14 protein-coding genes and 1 pseudogene are annotated in these 18109 nt (G+C 66.6%); 3 read left to right on the forward strand and 12 right to left on the reverse strand.

Features of this window, described 5'->3' with window-relative positions; translation table 11 throughout:
- Positions 1–33: 33 nt before the first annotated feature.
- The 4 genes and pseudogenes from WG208_RS01015 to lipA form a co-directional block, all read right to left on the reverse strand.
- Complete coding sequence (locus WG208_RS01015) at positions 34–1359, reverse strand: pyruvate dehydrogenase complex dihydrolipoamide acetyltransferase (protein WP_337169450.1); 1326 nt, start codon at positions 1357–1359, stop codon at positions 34–36.
- A 12-nt stretch (positions 1360–1371) separates the two neighbouring features.
- A pseudogene (locus WG208_RS01020) lies at positions 1372–2394 on the reverse strand (pyruvate dehydrogenase complex E1 component subunit beta); the annotation flags it as partial.
- Entirely contained in the window at positions 2366–3391 is a 1026-nt protein-coding gene (gene pdhA / locus WG208_RS01025; protein ID WP_337169451.1) for a pyruvate dehydrogenase (acetyl-transferring) E1 component subunit alpha, read from the reverse strand. The pseudogene WG208_RS01020 and the gene pdhA, both read right to left, overlap by 29 nt.
- Positions 3392–3472: 81 nt before the next feature.
- Positions 3473–4360, reverse strand: coding sequence for a lipoyl synthase (gene lipA / locus WG208_RS01030; RefSeq protein WP_337169452.1), 888 nt, complete (start codon positions 4358–4360; stop codon positions 3473–3475).
- Between the two features lie 216 nt (positions 4361–4576).
- Between lipA and WG208_RS01035 the strand changes: the two genes are divergently transcribed.
- The gene (locus WG208_RS01035; protein ID WP_337169453.1) at positions 4577–4792 is read left to right on the forward strand and encodes a hypothetical protein; all 216 of its coding nucleotides are present in this window, start codon (positions 4577–4579) and stop codon (positions 4790–4792) included.
- A gap of 389 nt (positions 4793–5181) precedes the next feature.
- Here the strand turns inward: WG208_RS01035 and WG208_RS01040 are convergent, their stop codons facing one another.
- Positions 5182–7239 (reverse strand): glycosyltransferase, encoded by a 2058-nt coding sequence (locus WG208_RS01040; RefSeq protein ID WP_337169454.1) that lies wholly within the window; start codon positions 7237–7239, stop codon positions 5182–5184.
- Between the two features lie 152 nt (positions 7240–7391).
- Here WG208_RS01040 and WG208_RS01045 point away from each other — a divergent pair, with 152 nt between their 5' ends.
- Together WG208_RS01045 and WG208_RS01050 are read left to right on the forward strand one after the other, a co-directional pair.
- Positions 7392–7982, forward strand: a complete 591-nt coding sequence (locus WG208_RS01045; protein ID WP_337169455.1) for a hypothetical protein — start codon at positions 7392–7394, stop codon at positions 7980–7982.
- An 11-nt stretch (positions 7983–7993) separates the two neighbouring features.
- A complete protein-coding gene (locus tag WG208_RS01050) occupies positions 7994–9805 on the forward strand; it encodes a hypothetical protein (RefSeq protein ID WP_337169456.1) in 1812 nt (603 codons plus the stop codon).
- Positions 9806–9967: 162 nt separating this feature from the next.
- On the opposite strand, the gene WG208_RS01055 is transcribed toward WG208_RS01050, so the two are convergent.
- The 7 genes from WG208_RS01055 to WG208_RS01085 form a co-directional block, all read right to left on the reverse strand.
- On the reverse strand, positions 9968–11518 hold the full coding sequence (locus tag WG208_RS01055; protein WP_337169457.1) for a peptide MFS transporter: 1551 nt from the start codon (positions 11516–11518) through the stop codon (positions 9968–9970).
- Positions 11515–12516, reverse strand: a complete 1002-nt coding sequence (locus WG208_RS01060) for an ABC transporter ATP-binding protein (RefSeq protein ID WP_337169458.1) — start codon at positions 12514–12516, stop codon at positions 11515–11517. Before WG208_RS01060 ends, WG208_RS01055 begins: the two co-directional genes overlap by 4 nt.
- Positions 12513–13508 carry an ABC transporter ATP-binding protein gene (locus WG208_RS01065; RefSeq protein ID WP_345786952.1) on the reverse strand — a complete coding sequence of 332 codons (996 nt, stop codon included), beginning with the start codon at positions 13506–13508 and terminating at the stop codon, positions 12513–12515. Before WG208_RS01065 ends, WG208_RS01060 begins: the two co-directional genes overlap by 4 nt.
- A gap of 20 nt (positions 13509–13528) precedes the next feature.
- Positions 13529–14452 carry an ABC transporter permease gene (locus tag WG208_RS01070; RefSeq protein WP_337169460.1) on the reverse strand — a complete coding sequence of 308 codons (924 nt, stop codon included), beginning with the start codon at positions 14450–14452 and terminating at the stop codon, positions 13529–13531.
- Positions 14453–14477: 25 nt separating this feature from the next.
- On the reverse strand, positions 14478–15488 hold the full coding sequence (locus tag WG208_RS01075) for an ABC transporter permease (RefSeq protein WP_337169461.1): 1011 nt from the start codon (positions 15486–15488) through the stop codon (positions 14478–14480).
- A gap of 2 nt (positions 15489–15490) precedes the next feature.
- Positions 15491–17173 carry a peptide ABC transporter substrate-binding protein gene (locus WG208_RS01080; protein WP_337169462.1) on the reverse strand — a complete coding sequence of 561 codons (1683 nt, stop codon included), beginning with the start codon at positions 17171–17173 and terminating at the stop codon, positions 15491–15493.
- 84 nt (positions 17174–17257) lie between these two features.
- Positions 17258–18085, reverse strand: a complete 828-nt coding sequence (locus WG208_RS01085) for a hypothetical protein (protein ID WP_337169463.1) — start codon at positions 18083–18085, stop codon at positions 17258–17260.
- Positions 18086–18109 lie beyond the last annotated feature (24 nt).

Raw genomic sequence — 18109 nt, forward strand, 5'->3', positions numbered from 1 at the left:
GGGGACGGGGGACCGACCGACAGGGGCTGCCGGTCAGAAAAGCATCATCAGCGGCGATTCCAGCAACTGCTTCAACGTCTGAAGGAATCGTGCCCCAACGGCGCCGTCAATGATCCGATGGTCGCAACTCATGGTCACCCGCATCCGCTCACGCGGCACGAAGGCGTTGCCATCCCAGACGGGCTTGGTTTCCGTGGTGCCCACCGCGAGAATCGCGGCTTCGGGGGGATTGATGATGGCGGTGAACTGATCGATGCCGAACATGCCGAGATTGGACACCGAGAATGTGCCACCCGAATATTCGGCCGGGGTCAGCTTGCGCTCCCGGGCCTTCCTGGCCAGCTCACGCGCATCGCGACCGATCTGGCCCAGTCCCTTGGCCTGCGCATCGCGGATGACGGGCACGATGAGGCCGTCGTCCGTGGCCACCGCCATGCCGACATGTGCGGCGGCAAAGTAGCGGATATGATCGCCCATCCAGTGCGCGTTGCACTCGGGATGACGGGTGAGTGCGATGGCCACGGCTTTGATGACGATGTCGTTGATCGACACCTTGAACGCATCGCCGGCGGCGACCATCTGTTCGCGCAGTTTGGCCACGTTCGTCATGTCGATTTCCGACGTGAGATAGAACGTGGGGACGGGGCCGATCGACTCGCCGAGGCGGCGGGCGATCGTCTTGCGCATCTGCGTGAGCGCCACGTCCTTGTATTCGCCGTCGATCTGGATGGCGGGCGCTGTCGAGGCTGTGGGCTTCGTGCCGGTGCTCGGCGCGGCCGTGGGAGCCGCCGCCGTCGTGCCTGCCACCGGCGCGGCCGCAGTGCCCGCGGCTTCGATGTCCCGACGGATCACCCGGCCGTTCGGACCGGAGCCGGCGATGGCCGCGAGATCGAGTCCGCGCTCGGCGGCCAGACGGCGCGCGAGCGGAGAGGAGCGGACCGCGGCGCCTTGGGCTGCGGTGGCCGCTGTTCCGGGTTCCGGGTTTGGGGCTTGGGGGGGAGCCGCCGGAGTGGCGGGTTGCGCGGCTGCGGGTTGTGAGCTCGCCGGGGCTTCGGGTGCGGGCGTAGCCGCCGCTGGAGCAGCCGGAGCGCCGCCACTCGTGAACGCGCTGATATCCTCGTCAGGCGCGGCAATCACCCCGATCACGGCGCCGATGGGACTGGTCGTTCCATCCTCCACGAGACGGGCGCGTAACACGCCATCGCCGCGGGCCACGAGTTCCATGATCGCCTTGTCGGTCTCCACCTCCGCCAGTGTGTCGCCGCTCTTCACGGCATCACCGACGTTCTTCACCCACTTCACCAGGCGCCCTTCCTCCATCGTGGGGGAAAGCGCCTCCATCATCACTTTCGTCGCCATGTGGCCGCCTGGTCAGTCGATGTAAAGAACCTGTTTGACGGCCGCGATCGTTTTCGGCACGTCGGGCTTCGCTGCTTTCTCGAGACTCTTCGTGTACGGCATCGGCGCGTCGGCCTGATGCACGCGCACGACCGGTGCGTCGAGATCGTCGAAGCAATAGCGCTGCACGTAATCCACCACCTGCGCACCCACGCCGCACAACTCCCATCCCTCTTCCACCACCACCGCGCGGTTGGTCTTCTTCACCGACGCGGCGATGGCCTCGACATCCATCGGCCGGACGGTGCGCAGATCGACCACGTCGCAGCGGATGCCGTCCTTGGCCAACTGATCGGCGGCCTGCATCGCCACCAGCACCATCTTCCCGTGCGTGATGATCGTGCAGTGATCGCCCTCGCGCTTGAGATCGGCCTTGCCGAGCGGGATGATGTAGTCGTCCTCGGGCACCTCGCCCTTGGTGTTGTACAGCATCTCCCCTTCCAGCACGCACACCGGATTGTCGTCGCGGATGGCGGCCTTGAGCAGCCCCTTCGCGTCGTACGGTGTGCCCGGCGCGACCACCTTGAGGCCGGGGATGTGCGCGAGCCACGATTCCCATGCCTGCGAGTGCTGCGCACCCAGTTGCAGCGCCGCCCCGTTGGGACCGCGGAACACCATGGGCATGGGGAACTGGCCGCCCGACATGTACAGCATCTTGGCCGCGGCGTTCACCACCTGATCGAGCGCCAGCAGCGCGAAATTCCACGTCATGAACTCGATGACGGGGCGCAGGCCCGCCATCGCCGCGCCGACACCCACGCCGGCAAATCCGAGTTCGGTGATGGGCGTGTCCACGACACGCATCTCGCCGAACTCCTGCAGCAGTCCCTTCGACACCTTGTAGGCACCCTGATAGACCGCCACTTCCTCGCCCATGAGGAAGACGCGGTCGTCGCGGTGCATTTCTTCGCGAAGCGCCTGATTGAGCGCGTCGCGGTACGTGATGATGGCCATGGTCGTTGCGCTCTCAGCTCGTGGTTTCGACGAGGATGTCTTCCATGAGCGCCTCCAGAGGCAACTCCGGGCTCGCTTCTGCGAAGTCGATGCTGTCCTGCACGATCTTCTTGATCTCTTCGTCCATCGCCGTGATCTCGGCCGCGGTGATCTCGCCCGCGTCTTCCATGCGCTGGCGATGCAGCGCGATGGGATCACGCTTGAGGTATTGCTCGAGCTCTTCCTTGGTGCGGTAGGTGCCGCTCACCGCGTCGGACATGGAATGTCCCATGAAGCGGTAGGTGCGGATCTCGAGCAGCGTGGGCATGCTCTCCTTGCGCGCGCGCTCGATGGCCTCCGTCATGGCCTTGCGCACCTCGAGCACGTCCTGGCCGTCCACCACGTCGCGCGGCATGTCGTACGACGCACCGCGCTTGTAGATGTCGTGAATGGACGATGCGCGCTCGAGCGCCGTGCCCATGCCGTAGCGGTTGTTCTCGATGATGAACACACACGGCAGCTTCCACAGCGCCGCCATGTTGAGCGCTTCATGAAACGCGCCCGTGTTCACCACCGATTCCCCCATGAAGCAGGCAATGACCTGATCGCCACCACGATACTTGATCGCGAACGCGACGCCGGCGGCGATGGGCACATGTCCGCCCACGATGCCATGTCCGCCCAGGAAGCCGAGCTGCTTGTCGAACATGTGCATCGAACCACCCTTGCCCCGGGCGCAGCCGTCCTGCCGGCCGAAGAGCTCCGACATCACCGCGCGGGGCGTCATGCCGCGTGCGAGCGCCTGACCGTGGTCGCGGTAGGTGGTGATGATGTAATCGTCGGGGCGCAGCAACGAGATCACACCGGTGGAGACGGCCTCCTGACCGATGTAGAGATGGCAGAAACCGCCGATGCGGCCAATGGCATACATCTCCGCGCACCGCTCCTCGAAGCGGCGCTGCAGGAGCATCGAATAGAGCAGGTCACGGTGCAGTGTCCGCTGATCGGCGCGCTGGTCCGGGCGCGGTGCCGACGCGGTGCCCTCCGATTTGGAGGGCACCGGGGTGTCCGATTTTTTCTTGGCTGGCATCTGGAGAGGCCGTGGTGGGATGTGCGACGCGTCTGTCGGGTGAGACGCGCGTCAGGCGAGCGCGGCGGCCTGGACCTGTTCCCAGGCGTGATAACTGGAACGCACGAGCGGGCCGCTTTCGACATGGCGGAAGCCCAGCTGCATGCCGACCTCGTAGAACCAGCGGAACTCTTCCGGCGTGACATAGCGGTCGAGTTCGATGTGGGAGTCGGACGGGCGCAGGTACTGACCCAGGGTCAGAATGTCGACGTCGACGGAGCGCAGATCCTTCATGACTTCCACGACTTCTTCGTTCGTCTCGCCCAGCCCGAGGATGATGCCCGTCTTCGTGGGAATGTCGGGCGCGATCCGCTTGGCGATGCGGAAGATCTCGAGCAGGCGGGGATACCGGCCGCCCGGTCGCGCCTTCTTGTACAGACGCGGGACGGTTTCGGTGTTGTGGTTGTAGATGTCCGGCCGCGCCTCGAGCACCGCACGGATGGAGTCTTCGTTTCCCTGGAAATCGGGCACGAGGACTTCCACCGAGCAGCCCGGAAGGCGCTGATGGATCTGCCGGATGGTCTCGGCGAAGATGTACGCGCCGAAGTCGGGGAGATCGTCCCGGTCGACCGAGGTGATGACGGCATGCCGGAGGTTCATCTCGGCGATGGCCCGGGCAACACGCGAGGGTTCCTCGATGTCGTAGGCCGGGGGACGTCCGTGCGAGACGGCGCAGTAGGCGCAGTTCCGCGTACAGACGCTGCCGAGGATCATGAAGGTGGCCGTACCGTGCTGCCAACACTCCCCGATGTTCGGGCAATGCGCTTCTTCGCACACCGAGTGCAGGTTGAGCTCCCGCATGAGGTGTTTGAGGCGGATGTAGTTCTCGCCGCCGGGCGCCTTCACCTTGAGCCACTGCGGTTTCCGCTCGGGGAGCGGATCGCGGCGGTGGCGCCCCATGATCTGAACGAGTTGCTCGGCCATTCCTTGCCAGCGTGTGGCCTGGAGGGACGGAAACCCCTCCGGGACGTGAACTGGTGAAGCTAGTCCGTGGCCCCATCCGGGGAAACAGCGGAGTAACCTTTTATCGTAAAATAGACAGAATCACAGGGGTGAGGAAACTTGTCCCGGCGGATAACGTAGTGTCAACGAACTTCTTCACGCGCTGAGGCGCTCATGCTTCGCACTCTGTTTTCCGTCGGGATCATCGCGCTGATCGGCCTGGTGGCGCTCAAGCTCGTTTTCGGGCTGCTCGGGCCGCTGGTGGCGCTGTTGTTTGCTCTGCTCTGGCTCGCCCTGCGCATCCTGCTGGTGGGCGCGGTGGTGTATTTCGTCATCCGCATCGTGAGCCCGGCCACGGCCGAGCGCATCGAGAGGGCGGTGCGGGGATAGCTGCGGGGAGCGGGCTCTGGCATCTGGCCTCCGATTTTCAGACGGGGTCAGAGGTCAGAGATCAGTCGGTCAGAACTGAGACGGCGATCGAATGATGAGAAATCAGACAACTACGATGTCAGAGATCTGAGCACTGGCGGTCGAGAGGATCGTGCGCGTCACTGGTACCGCTGCCGGCCGCCTGCAGGGTCCCCGGGGGCGCGAAGCGCACCGCAAAACGCAGAACTTTCGCGTCAGAACTCAACCCGCGGACGAAGTGCTCGGACTTCTGATTTCGTTGTTGTCTGATCTCTCATCATTCGATCGCCGTCTCAGTTCTGACTGGCTGATTTCTGACCTCTGACCCTGTCTGGAATCAGATGCCAGAACGCGTGGCCCCCGCCGCCCCGTCACTCGAAATCGCCCTCGGGGCTGCCGTCCTGCTCCGGTCCGCCTTCCGATTCCCCGTCGCCACGTTCGCGTCGGCCCCGTGAGCGTCGGGCGCCGCCCCTCCGTCCGCGCCGGCCACGACGCCGAGGACGCTGTCCCAGGTCCTGCGTGAGCTCCTGCTCGTACTCCTCGGCCAGCCCGTCCACCGCGTCGTCTTCCACGTCATTGGTGGCGGCCAGGTCGGCATCGTCCCCGTCGCCGGCCGGGCTGGGGATGTCACCGTCGGTCGCGCCTTCTTCCCCGTTGCCGGATGCTCCACGACGGCGACGCCCCCGACGGCTGCGACGATTGCGCCGACGCTTTCGTGGGGCGTCTTCCTGATCGCCGTCGGCATCCATTTCGGCGTCCGCTTCCGCGTCGGCATCGAACTCGTCGAGCGCCCCCGCATCCATGGCGTCGCTCGGTTCCTCCCCGGAACCGTCATCCACGGGCCGGTCATCGGTGACCGCACGCTTCGCGATCGCGGCAGCGGGAGTATCCTGATCGTCGCCCTGCGTTGGGAACGCATCGGTAATCGGGGCGTCGGATTCGACGGGCTGGGCATCGGAGGCCGCTGAGGACCGATCGCGACGAACGTCGCTGATCTCCCGGTTCTCGCGGGCTTCACGAACATCGAGGACCTGTTCGAGCCGGTCCCGCCGTGGCGGTGGCGGCGCGAAGGGGTCGTCCAGTTCGAGGGCGGCATCGGCAGCCATGCGCGGCGACTCGTCGCGGCGTCCGGAACGGGTCGTTGCCGGCCGCTCATTGGCGCGTTCGGGCGTGCGCTCGATCCCACGCTCCGTCCTGCGCTCGGAGACTTCCTGTGGCGCCCGCTCGGCCGGGCGGGGCTCGGTGGTGCGTTCCTCGGCCTTGCGGGCCCGAGGCGCCCGCGGAGTCCGGGGCTCGCGTGTGGGCGGCTCCGCAGGATCGATGAGGGGGAGATCGGCAGCAACGACCGGCCGCTGCCGTTCCGCCGGGCGCTCGCGGCGCGAGGATCGCTCCGAGGACCGGTCTGCCGACCGCTCGGTTGGCCGCTCCGGACCGCCTCGATCGGGGGCAGCCGGGTCGATGGCCTCGCGCTCCCGGTTCCGCTGACGTTCACGACGTGATTCCGGCGGGGGAGCGCCGTCCAGTCCGCGGGTACCCTCACGCTCGCGCACCTTCTCGCGCAGCCGTTCCACCGACAACTCGGGTTCGTCCCGTCGATCATGGCGACGGTCCTCACGCCGGTCTTCCCGGCGACGGCTGCCCCGCTGCTCCTCGCGGCCGCGACGGTCGTCGCCCCCTTCGGTCTCCGAGCCCACCACGGCACGCCGCCGGCGCGCCTGCCAGGCCCACTTGAGCACCGCGAGGCCATCGCGCATGGCCACCCGGCGCGTTTCCCGCATGCGCACGCCGTACGTGGGTTCCATGGGCACCGATTCGACCCGCCGGGCATACGGCGCCAGATGCAACAGCAGATCGGCATTGGCCGTCCAGCTGTCGCCACTGAGGAATGGCCCGTTGCCGGCGGCTCGCAGGGCATCCCGCAACGCGGCAATGCGCACCAGACGCATGGACGCCGTCAGATCACGCACCTGATCCACCCGGACGAAGGGACGCATCGCCCAGTGCGCGGCCTTGAACAGGCGCTTCACCGGCACCGGTGCGTCGGCCACCACGGTGCGTTCACCCACCACCAGATCGGCGCCGCCCTCGAAACGACGGGCGAACTCCGGCACCATGACCGGCGGATCGGTGAAATCGCCCTGCAGCAGCAGCACGGCGTCACGCCGCGGATACCGCGTGGCCTGCGCGATATGGCGCAGCAACGCGTCCGTCGCGCCGGCATACCCCAGATGCTCCCGCCCGCGCAGCACCTTGACCGGCATGGCGCGCTCGTACTGCTCGGCCACCTCCGCCGTTTCGTCGGTGCTCGCGTCGTCGTAGACGACCACCTCGTATTCCCGGGGGAATTCGGCGAGGACCGTGCGGAGCCTCCAGAGCAGGACGCCGATGGTGGCAACCTCGTTGTGTGCGGGGATGGCGAGGTAGAGCACGGGACCGGTTGCGGGGACGGAGATGCCCGGGAGAAACCCTGGGCGTGGGCGACAGGTCGATAATAACAGCAGAGGGCCGCCGGTGGTGCTGTTCCACGGTTCGGACAGGCCGTGGCCCTCCCGCGCCGCGCGGGTTCTCGTACTTTCCTCCCATGTTCGACGAGCTCCGCGACGCGCTTGGCGCGTTCTCCCACCGCCTCGACCCCGACGAGCGCCGCCGCGCCACCCACGGGATGCGCGAGGCCCTCGTGCATGCCCGGCTGGCGCTGAAAGACCTGACGGCGGCCGTCGGGGCCACCAGCACCCGCCTCCAGGCCGAACGCGCCGAACTGGAAACGGTCCGGCGTCGCCTGGGGTATGCCGCGGAGATCGACGATCACGAGACCGTGGCCATCGCCGAGCGGTTCGCGACGCAACATGCGGAAAAGGTGGCGATGCTGGAGACGAAGTTGATGGCGCAGCAGCAGGAACTCACGGTCACCGAACGGGAGTACGAAGCCATGCGCGTCGAACTGCGTCGGGTGATGTCGGGATTGCCGGCGCAGGACGCCGCCGCCTCACCCGAGGCTGCGGCGGCCCGTGAGATCGACGAGTTGCTCGGGGACATGCCATCGGCAGGACCTCCGGGCAGCGCCGCGGGCACCGCTTCGGGCGCCACCGCGCCGCCGCGCCGCAGCCGTGCCGAACGGGAGGCCGATGCCGACGCCCGTCTCGCGGATCTGAAGCGTCGCATGGGGAAGTGAGCCGAACACCCGTGCCGATGGTCTGTGCTCGTCTCTCCTTCGCCTCGCGCGGCACGTTGTGTGCGGCGCTGTGTACCGCCGTGAGCGCGCTCTTCACGCCGCGGGATGGCAGTGCGCAGAATGCGCGCCCCGATTCCGCGCGCCCCCGTCCGCGCCCGACGTCGAGTCAGGGGCGTCTGGCGGTCACGGGATGCTCGGGGCAGCCGATCAGCGATATCGTCATTCTTTCGCAGCCACCGTTCAAGGACCGTCTGCCCGCGCAACTCGAGTGGGGGCGGACGCTCGCGCGTACACTCCACATGGAGACCCGCGACGACGTCATCCGCAGATTCCTGCTGTTCAAGATCGGGGATGCCTGCAATCAGATCAAACGGGCGGAATCCGAACGCATTCTGCGTGCGCAGCCGTTCATCGTCGATGCGCGCATTCGTGCTTACGACGACGAGAAGGGCGGTGTGCGGCTCGAAGTCGAGACCCGCGACGATTTCACGCTGATCCTGGAGCCGCGGGTGCGCGCCTCGTCGCCGCAATTCCGCGGTATCCGGCTCGGCGATGCCAATGTCAACGGATCGGCCAAGCTGGCCGCGGCCGAATGGCGGGACGGGTTGGCGTACAACGACGTGTGGGGCGTCGAGTACAGCGACTATCAGTTCGGCGGAGGACGCAACGAACTGCATGCGGTGGCGCGTCGCAATACGTTCGGCCAGCGTCTGGAACTCGAGGTGGTGCGTCCCTACTACACCGACCTCCAGCGATTCGCGTGGCAGGCATTCATCGGCGGCACGCGCGATCCGCAACGCCTGTTCCGCTCGGGGTATCCCGACAACGCCGTGAACGTGAGTCGACGCTACAGCAATCTCAGTGCGCTGGCGCGCGTGGGACCGGTGGGTCGTCTCAAACTGATCGGCCTGTCGCTGACACGCGAACAGACGCACGCGGATTCGAACACGATCATGCTCACGCCGGAAGGGGTGCGACCCGACACGATCAAGGCGGCACCGCTCGATTTCCGTCGGCAGAATGTGGCGCGGGTGAATCTGCTGGTCGGCATGCGCGCCATCCGTTTCGTGACGGTGCAGGGCTTCGATGCGCTCACGGGTACGCAGGACGTCCGCGTGGGCGCCCAGGTGGGACTCGTGGGTGGACAATCGGTGCGTCTGGGGCCGGACTACGACAGCGATCGCTTCTTCTCGTCGAACATCTACATCGGCGCGGGCAACGAGCAGTGGTTCATGGCGGTACAGGGCATCACCGAAGCCCGCTACGATCTCGAGGCGCAACGCCTGCGGAACATCATCAGCAGCGGTCATGCCGCGTGGTATTTTCGCCCCGCCATTCGCCAGACCACGATTCTCGAAGCCAATTGGGCGACGGGACGGCGCATGCAAAGCCCGTTTCAGGTGTCGCTGGCCGACCCGGATGGCGGAGTGATGGGTCATCGCGCTTCGCGGGACCCCGGTGCCCGCCGCCTCGTGCTGCGCGGCGAGCAGCGTCTGGTCGTGCCCACGCGCTTCAATGTGGCGGACATGGGCCTGGCCGCCTTCGTCGAAGCGGGACGACTGTGGGCGGAGCGATCGGTCCCCTATTCGGTGGACTCTCCCTGGCGCGGCGCGGTGGGAGTGTCGGTGCTTGCCGCCGTGCCGCCGCGGTCCCGTCGTCTCTGGCGCCTCGATCTTGGCGTGCCGGTCTCGAGCGATCCCCGGCGGCGCTTCGAGATGCGCATCACGAGCTTCGATCGGAGCCGCACATTCTGGCGCGAACCCAACGATGTGACGATCTCGAGAGAAAGGACGGCGCCGTCCAGTTTGTTTACCTGGCCCTGAGGAATGCGGATGGGCGCCGAAGGCGCCTTTTATATCAAGAGGGAGCAGGAGGGAGCTGATCAGGAAGGAGATCGATAGCAACAGCTATGAATCTCCTTCCTGGCCAACTCCTCCCTGCTCCCTCTTGAAACAGAAGGCGCCTTCGGCGCCCGTCCTCTTTACTCAGGCTCCCGTTTCGTCCCGCACCCCCGCCATCATCCTCCGGATCGGCACGATCATGATCCCCAGGATCGCCGTCGAGATGAACAGCGCGATCGCCGTGCCGCTGAACACCGCCGGCGTCTGTTCCAGCTTGCTGGGGTCCACATGCCCGCCGACGAGACCGGCCACGAGATTGCCCACCGACGCCGCGAGGAACCAGATGCCCATCATCTGTCCCACATACCGGCGTGGTGACAGCTTCGTCATCGACGACAATCCCACGGGACTCAGGAACAGCTCGCCGGCAGTCTGGAAGAAGTAGCTCGCAATGAGCCACCACGGCGCAACGAGGACCGTGCCGCCGCTGGCGAGCACACGATTCGCGGCGAAGACCATGAGCAGGAAACCCACCCCGGCGAGCGCGAGTCCGATCGCGAACTTGGTGGGACTCGACAGATCGATCTTCCGCGCGGCGAGCACGCCCCACATGACGGCGAACAGCGGCGAGAGCAGGATGATGAACGCCGAATTCACCGACTGGAACCATGTGGCCGGCATCTCGAAGCCGAACAGATTGCGATCGGTGAAATCGTTCGCGAACAATTGCAGCGACGTGGGTGCCTGCTCGAACGCGGCCCAGAAAATGGCGGCGAACACGAAGAGCACGAAGATCACCGCGCTGCGTTTCTTCTCCGCGACGGTGAGGCCGCCGAAGGCGAAGATGTAGGCGAAAAACGCCACGGCGAGTCCGACGAGCACGAACGTCATCGCCCCGCCCACGGCCAGCGGATCGATGGTGATGATGCCGAGCGCCGCCAGCGCGAACACCAGCGCGAGCACGGCGAGTCCGCCCAGTGTGGTCTTCTTCACCTGGCTTTCGCGACGCGCCTGTACCGTGGGGTCGGGATCGCGCACGATATCGCCACCGATCGTGCCGAGCAGCCGGGGCGCGAAGAGCCAGAAACCGATCAGGCCGAACGCCATGCCGATCCCTGCGGCGCCGAACCCCCAGTGCCAGCTCACCCGTTCACCGAGATATCCGGTCACCAACTGCCCGATGAACGCACCGGTGTTGATGCCCATGTAGAAGATCGAGAATCCGGCATCGCGGCGGGCGCCGCCTTCCGGATACAGATCGCCGACGATGGCCGAGATGTTCGGCTTGAGCAGTCCCGTGCCGAGCACGATCAGAATGAGACCGAGGAAGAAGAACGGTTTGCCCATTCCCTCCCCCGCGAAACCGGAAATGCCGATCGCCAGATGGCCGCAGGTGATGAAGACGGCGCCCACCAGAATGGCCCGACGCAATCCGAGCCACCGATCGGCCACCCATCCGCCGGGCAGCGACGCGAGGTACACGCAGGCTGCGTAGATGCCCACGATGGTCGACGCCTGCGTGCGTTCGAATCCGAATCCACCCTTGGCGAGGGCGGCCGACATGAACAGCACGAGCAGCGGCCGCAGCCCGTAGTAGGAGAAGCGCTCCCACATCTCGGTCGTGAACAGCAGACCGAGTCCCTTGGGATGACCGAAGAACGAATGGTCCTGACTTGGTGCGACGGGAGAAGTCACGTGGCGGGGACCGGAGTGGAAGGTTCCTTGAGGCAGGCGACGAAGTGACCGGGACTCTTCTCTTCGAGCGGAGGCACGAGCTGGGTGCAGGCCGCATCCTTCAGCGGATGGGGACACCGCGGATGGAACACACAGCCGCGTGGTGGGTTGGCGGGTGACGGTGGGTCGCCGGGAAGCAGGATACGTTGCCGCGCGGCACCCGGTTCCGGAACCGGCACTGCGGAGAGCAGGGCTTTGGTGTAGGGCATTCGCGGCGTCCCGAACAACGCCCGGCGCGGCGCCAGTTCCACGATACGACCCAGATACATCACGGCCACACGATCCGCCATATGCGCCACCACCGCCAGGTCGTGCGCGATGAAGAGATAGGCGAGGCCACGATCGCGCTGCAGATCCTGCAGCAGATTCACCACCTGCGCCTGCACACTCACGTCGAGTGCCGACACGGGTTCGTCGCAGACGATGAAGCGCGGCTCCACAGCCAGCGCACGCGCGATGCCGATGCGCTGTCGCTGTCCACCGGAAAATTCGTGCGGGTAGCGCGCCGCATACTCCGGACGCAAGCCCACTTCATCCAGCAGACGGGCCACGCGGCGATCGGCCTCCGCGCCTTCGGCCAGGTGATGCACGATGAGCCCTTCACGGATGGCCGCACCGACTGTCATGCGGGGATTGAGCGATCCGTAGGGATCCTGAAACACGATCTGCAGGTGCCGGCGCATGCGCCGCAGGGCTTCTCCACGCAGCGCGAGCAGATCCGTACCGTCGAAATGCACGCTGCCGCTGGTGGGTTCGATAAGACGCAGGAGCGTGCGACCGGTCGTGGTCTTGCCGCACCCGGATTCTCCCACCAGCGCCAGCGTCTCGCCGGCCGCCACATCGAACGACACATCGTCCACGGCTTTCACCGCACCCGTCACCCGCTGCAGCAGTCCCGTACGGATCGGGAAGTGTTTGGTGAGATGACGAACCGAAACGAGAGGCGCCGCCGTGCTCATGCCGCGCCCTCCACGATGGCCAGACGACGTTGCGGCTCTTCGACCAGATGACACCGCGCGGTGTGTCCCGGCGCGATGGACAGCAACCGCGGCTCCTCGCGTGCACAGCGGTCGAAAGCATGCGGGCAGCGATCGCGGAACGTACACCCGCTGGGCAACGCACCGGGCGGCGGCACACTGCCGCGGATCGTGTTCAACCGGCTCCGCTCATCGCCCAGACGCGGCATCGCGGCCATCAGTCCTTCGGTGTACGGATGTGTCGGCGCGGCAAAGAGCGCCCCCACCGGAGCTTCCTCCACCACCCGACCGGCATACATGACCAGCACCCGCGACGCCATCTCGGCCACCACACCGAGGTCGTGCGTGATGAGCAGCAATCCCATCCCCGTACGCTCCCGCATCGTGCGCAGCAGATCGAGAATCTGCGCCTGGATGGTCACATCGAGCGCCGTGGTGGGCTCGTCGGCAATCACGAGCTTGGGGGACAGCACCAGCGCCATCGCGATCATCACGCGCTGGCGCATACCGCCCGAGAGTTCGTGCGGATACTGCCTGGCGCGTGCCGCCGGATCGGGAATGCCCACCTGACCGAGCATGTCCACGGCACGCGCCCAGGCCTCCCGCGCGCTGCACTTCGTGTGCACCCGCACCACCTCGGCGATCTGATCGCCCACGGTCAGTACGGGGTTGAGCGCGGTCATCGGTTCCTGGAAGATCATCGCCATCTGTCGTCCGCGAACGGAGCGCAGGGCACGATCGTCCATGCGCAGCAGATCCTGACCATCGAAGCGGATGTGCGAACCCGTGGCGATACGTCCCGGCGGTGGCACCAGCCGCAGCAGCGAGAGCGCCGTCATCGACTTGCCACACCCCGATTCCCCCACCAGGCAGACGGTTTCACCGGCAGCGACCGTGAAGTCCACGCCGTCCACGACGCGGACGTCGGCCGGGGATGCAGGGAACGCGATGCGCAAGGCCTGCACATCGAGCAGAGCGTCGGGGGAAGGAACAGTCACGTCCGGGGAACGGAGTGGTGGGCAGAAGGCGGGGGAGCCGCAATATCTCGAAGATCTCTGGCAACGTGCGCCGGGGCGAAGCGGTCGCGCAAGACGTCTCCCAGCACATTGCACAGAAGGACGGCCCCCACGGTGGCCAGGCCCGGGAACACGGCAATCCACCACTCGGTGTCGAACGATCCTGATCCGTCGTGCAGAATGGTGCCCCAACTCGCGGTGGGCGGTTGAATGCCGAGTCCCAGGAAGCTCAACCCGGCTTCGAGCGCGATGGTATTGGCCACGGCGAAGGTGCCCGTCACCGTCAGAAGGGGCGCGAGATGTGGCAACAGGTGGCGTCCGAAGAGACGGGGACCGCGTACGCCCATGGCGCGTGCCGCCAGCGCGAACTCCCGGCTCTGCAGCGCGTCGAGTTCGTCGGTGACCTGTCGTGCGGTGGCAAACCAACCGGTGAGGGCCACCAGCAGCACCAGTCCCGGAACGGACAGCGGACCCAGGAACGCGGTCACCGTGAGCAGCACCAGCAGACGTGGCACCGACATCGCCACGTCGATGGCCCGTCGCAGCGCGGACGACAACACACGCGGTGCAAAGGATGTCAGCGCGCCGTACACCGTGCCAAGGACGAGACTCAGCAGCACCGCCGCGGAGGCGAAGCCCAGCGATACCCGTGCGCCATGCAGCACGCGACTCAACAGATCACGCGAAAAACTGTCGGTGCCGAAGGGATGGGCCGACGACGGGGGCACGCTGCGCAGCGCAAGAATGTCGAGTTGCGCGTCCGGTGGATACGGCGCCAGCCATGGAGCGCCGATGGCCAGCAGCGCGAGCGCCGCCACGAGCAGCCAGATCAATCCACGTGGACGTGCAGACATGTGGATCCGTCGACGCAGCGCCGTCGGTGAGATCGTCGTGGTGCTCATGCCGCGCCCATGCTCATACGCATGCTCACGCGATTCGCTCCGCGACCTGTGCCGCCGTGTGCCCGGCAGAAAGCCCGGGCGCCACACGCAGTCTCGGATCGGCCCGCTCACGCAGCCACTCCGCCAACCAGGCGCCGAGTGCCGTGAGCGTGCTTCCCAGCACCACACAGGCTGCCACGACCGCATAATCGCGCGCCGAGATCGCGCGCAACAGGGCGTACCCGAGTCCCGGCCAGTTGAAGATCTGCTCCACGAAGACCACGCCGGCGAGATAGGAGGGCAGCAGAATCCCTCCCAACGTGATCACCGGCAGCAACGAGGCGCGCCAGGCGTTGCGCAGCACGCGCCGGCGTCCCAGTCCGCTGGCTTCCGCCGTGCGTACGAAGGGCAGACCGACGGTCTCCTGCATGCTGGCACGCTGATAGCGGGCGAAGGTGGCGATCCCGATCGACGCCACCGATGCCACCGGCAGCACGAGATGCCGCAGCCGGTCGAGGAGCCGTTCACCGGGCGACAGATATGCGTACAGCTCGCTCGTGACGCCCGTGGCCGGCAGCAGGTGCCAGGTGCGCGCGAAGACCAGCAGCAATGCCATCGCGAGCCAGAACTCGGGAATCGAGTAGATCACCAGCAGCAGCGTCGACGTGACGCGATCGCGTCGTGAACCCGCCCGCGCGCCCTGCCAGGCTCCGATCCACAATCCACCGAGCACACTCAGCACGAAAGCCGGCACGATCAGCATGAGCGTATTGGGCAACGCATCGCGCAGCACGGCGGACACGGGCCGCTGCTGCTGAATGGACCACCCCAGGTCGCCGCGCAGCAGAGCGCCCAGCCATCGCAGATACTGCGTGCCGAGCGGTTCGTCGAATCCGTACAGCGCCCGCATGCGGGCTTTGACTTCGGGCGGGACACTCTCGCCGAGTGCCGAGGCAGGATCGCCCGGTGCGAGATGCAGGCACAGAAATGCCAGCGTGGCCGCCGAGAGAATCACCAGCGCGCACTGCCAGGTGCGTGCGAGCAGGCGTGACGACACGATCAGCGGGACGCGGCCGCGAGTCCGATTCGATCGCGATCGATGCGCTGTGCCGGATCCACCCGCCAGTCGGCCAGATCCGCGTACCATCCATCGGGACGCAGCGGCGGCACGATGAATCGTTTGTGCAGCGCCACCGGCGCCCGCTGATCCACCAGCCAGATGGCCGGCGCATCGTCCACGATCTGCTGGAAAGCGCGGGCCCAGTATCGGTGACTGGCCGCCGGGGCGAAGCTGGTCAGGGCACTGTCCACGAGCGCATCGAAAGCCGGATTGCGATAACGCCCCACGTTCCCCGATCCCTTGCTCGTCCACGTCTGCCTGGTGCCTCCCAGCCCGGGCACCACCGACCAGCCGCCCATGTAGGTATCGAACTGCCCGGTATCCGATCGGGTGGAGAAGGTGTTCACCTCGAGCACGAGCGGTTTGGCCTCCGCACCCACGGCGCGGAACTGCTCCTGCAGCAGCACCGTCAGACTGCGACGGCCCGCGCTGGAACTCGGCACCAGCATCTCGAACGACAAGCGGCGTCCTTCACGTTCGCGGATGCCGTCGCCGTCGCTGTCACGCCATCCCGCGGAATCGAGCAGCGCGCGTGCATGCGCGGGATCGTGAGGCAATTGTGTGAACGCGGTGGTGTCGGGAATGAGTGCGCGCGGCGCCGGACCGAGCGCCACGGCGCCCAGGGAATCGAAGACGTTGCGCACGATGCCCGCCCGGTCCACCGCCATGTGCAGCGCCCGACGCACCGCGGCGTCGGCGAAGAGCGGGTGCGGCTGGGAGGGATTGCGGGGATCGCGGAAGTTGAAACCCAGGAAGAGGTATTGCAGCGCGCGATTGTCCACGAGTCGCAGCGAGGGCGTGCGCGCGATCTGCCCGAGATCGCCCGGTCGGATGTATTCGAAGAAATCGGCTTCCCCCGCGAACAGCTTCACCGTCGCGGCACCAAAATCGGCCGCGATGCTCCAGATCACCCGGTCGAGCATCGCGCGTCCACGGGGATTGGCCGTGTCGGCCACGATCTCCACCCGCTGGCCGGCTTCCCAGTTGGCGAAACGGAAACGTCCGCTGCCCACCGGCTTGCGCGCGAAGGGCGAAGCCGGGAGATCCTTCATGGGAATGGACGCGAGCAGATGCGACGGGAGGATGTACATGAAGTACGTCGCTTCCTGGAACTGCTGCGGCGTGCGGCGCTTGAACCAGAACACCGCCGTGCGGGCATCGCGCACGGACACCGAATCGATATTGCCCAGCATCGCGCGGTTGTTCACCGCGAGCGAGTCGGAGGTGTACACGCGGAACGTGTAGCGCACGTCCGCGGCCTCCACCGGCTGTCCGTCGTGCCAGCGCGCCAGCGAGTCGATCGTGAAGGCGATCGACAGGGAATCGTTGGCCCAGGCCCATGAGGACGCGAGACGCGGACGGAAGCCGCGATCTCCGAAGGTCTCGAGTGTCGGCCCGATCTCGGCGAGTCGATCGAAGATGGCATTGATGACCGCGGCATCCTGATTCGCGTCAGACACCGGCGGCAGCAGCGTCGTCGGTTCCGCCGGCATCGCGATGATGAGCGTGCCCCCTGTTTCGCCGGCCGCCACGCCACCACGATCGGCGTCACCACAGCCGACGAGCATGGCGAGCGAGGCGAGCAGGAACAGCGGACGGCGCGAAAAACGGACCGGGAGCATGGCGTGCGGGCGGAGGCGGGGGCAAAGGACCACGTACGACACGACGATGGAGATAACCGAGATATCTACGATGCGAAGTGTACGTCAGCGGCGCCAGAGTCGATCACGATCGAGGAACGCGACACGTCGCGTTTCGATCTCTTCGAGCAGCGACGCCGGAGGCATGAAGTCCGTCACGACCGCATCGGCATCCGGCTCGGAGCGCCCTCCGGCAGGCATCGATCGCAATCGCCGCCGGACCGCCGCGTCCAGGGCCTCCTGCAGTTGCGTTTCATCATGATGGGGCAGGAGTGTGCACAGGGCGGCCGCGGGTGGTGCTGGTGGCAAGGGCTGCACGGCCGCCCGGCTCAACAGCGCCTGATCGTCCTGCAGCAGAACGCTGCCGTGCTGCAGATAGTGTGTCCCCTGCCGCCAGACGGCACTGCCGACGAGTTTGCGGCCCGCCACCACCAGCTCGCCTTCCGCCGGCATGTCGAAGCAGACCGGCCCGTCGGGGGCCACGGGTGGCTGTGCGCCGGCCCGCGTCACCGGTACGCCAAGGTCCTGCAGGGCACCACAGAGAATGGCGTTGATGGCGTCATACGCGTCCCGCCAGCCCAGGTCCTCGTCCAATGCGCATGTGACGCTGTAGGTCACTTCCCGGGCATGCAGCAACGCCCGCCCGCCGGTTGGGCGGCGTACGGCGGTCAGCCCCAGGTCGGCGAGACGGGCCTCATCGAAACGTCCCTGCACACGTTCGTTGCGCCCGAAAGAGATCGTGGGGGCCGACCAACCATACCAGCGCCATACACCCACGCCTGGCGTCACCATGGCCATGAGCGCGGCATCGGTGGCCATGTTGTGTGGACCATCGGCGGCGGCGTGGGGCCAGACCGACCAGGCACGCGGGAGGACCGTTCGGCGGAGGGACATTCCGGTTAAATTAGAGAGGCTGCG

Origin of the sequence: Gemmatimonas aurantiaca, assembly GCF_037190085.1 — a bacterium.
Classification (GTDB): domain Bacteria; phylum Gemmatimonadota; class Gemmatimonadetes; order Gemmatimonadales; family Gemmatimonadaceae; genus Gemmatimonas; species Gemmatimonas aurantiaca_A.

Coding starts and splice junctions, on each gene's coding strand:
- WG208_RS01015 (WP_337169450.1), bottom strand. CDS start 1,359: ATGGCGACGAAAGTGATGATGGAGGCGCTTTCCCCCACGATGGAGGAA.
- lipA (WP_337169452.1), bottom strand. CDS start 4,360: ATGGGGCGCCACCGCCGCGATCCGCTCCCCGAGCGGAAACCGCAGTGG.
- WG208_RS01035 (WP_337169453.1), top strand. CDS start 4,577: ATGCTTCGCACTCTGTTTTCCGTCGGGATCATCGCGCTGATCGGCCTG.
- WG208_RS01045 (WP_337169455.1), top strand. CDS start 7,392: ATGTTCGACGAGCTCCGCGACGCGCTTGGCGCGTTCTCCCACCGCCTC.
- WG208_RS01060 (WP_337169458.1), bottom strand. CDS start 12,516: ATGAGCACGGCGGCGCCTCTCGTTTCGGTTCGTCATCTCACCAAACAC.
- WG208_RS01070 (WP_337169460.1), bottom strand. CDS start 14,452: ATGAGCACCACGACGATCTCACCGACGGCGCTGCGTCGACGGATCCAC.
- WG208_RS01080 (WP_337169462.1), bottom strand. CDS start 17,173: ATGCTCCCGGTCCGTTTTTCGCGCCGTCCGCTGTTCCTGCTCGCCTCG.
- WG208_RS01085 (WP_337169463.1), bottom strand. CDS start 18,085: ATGTCCCTCCGCCGAACGGTCCTCCCGCGTGCCTGGTCGGTCTGGCCC.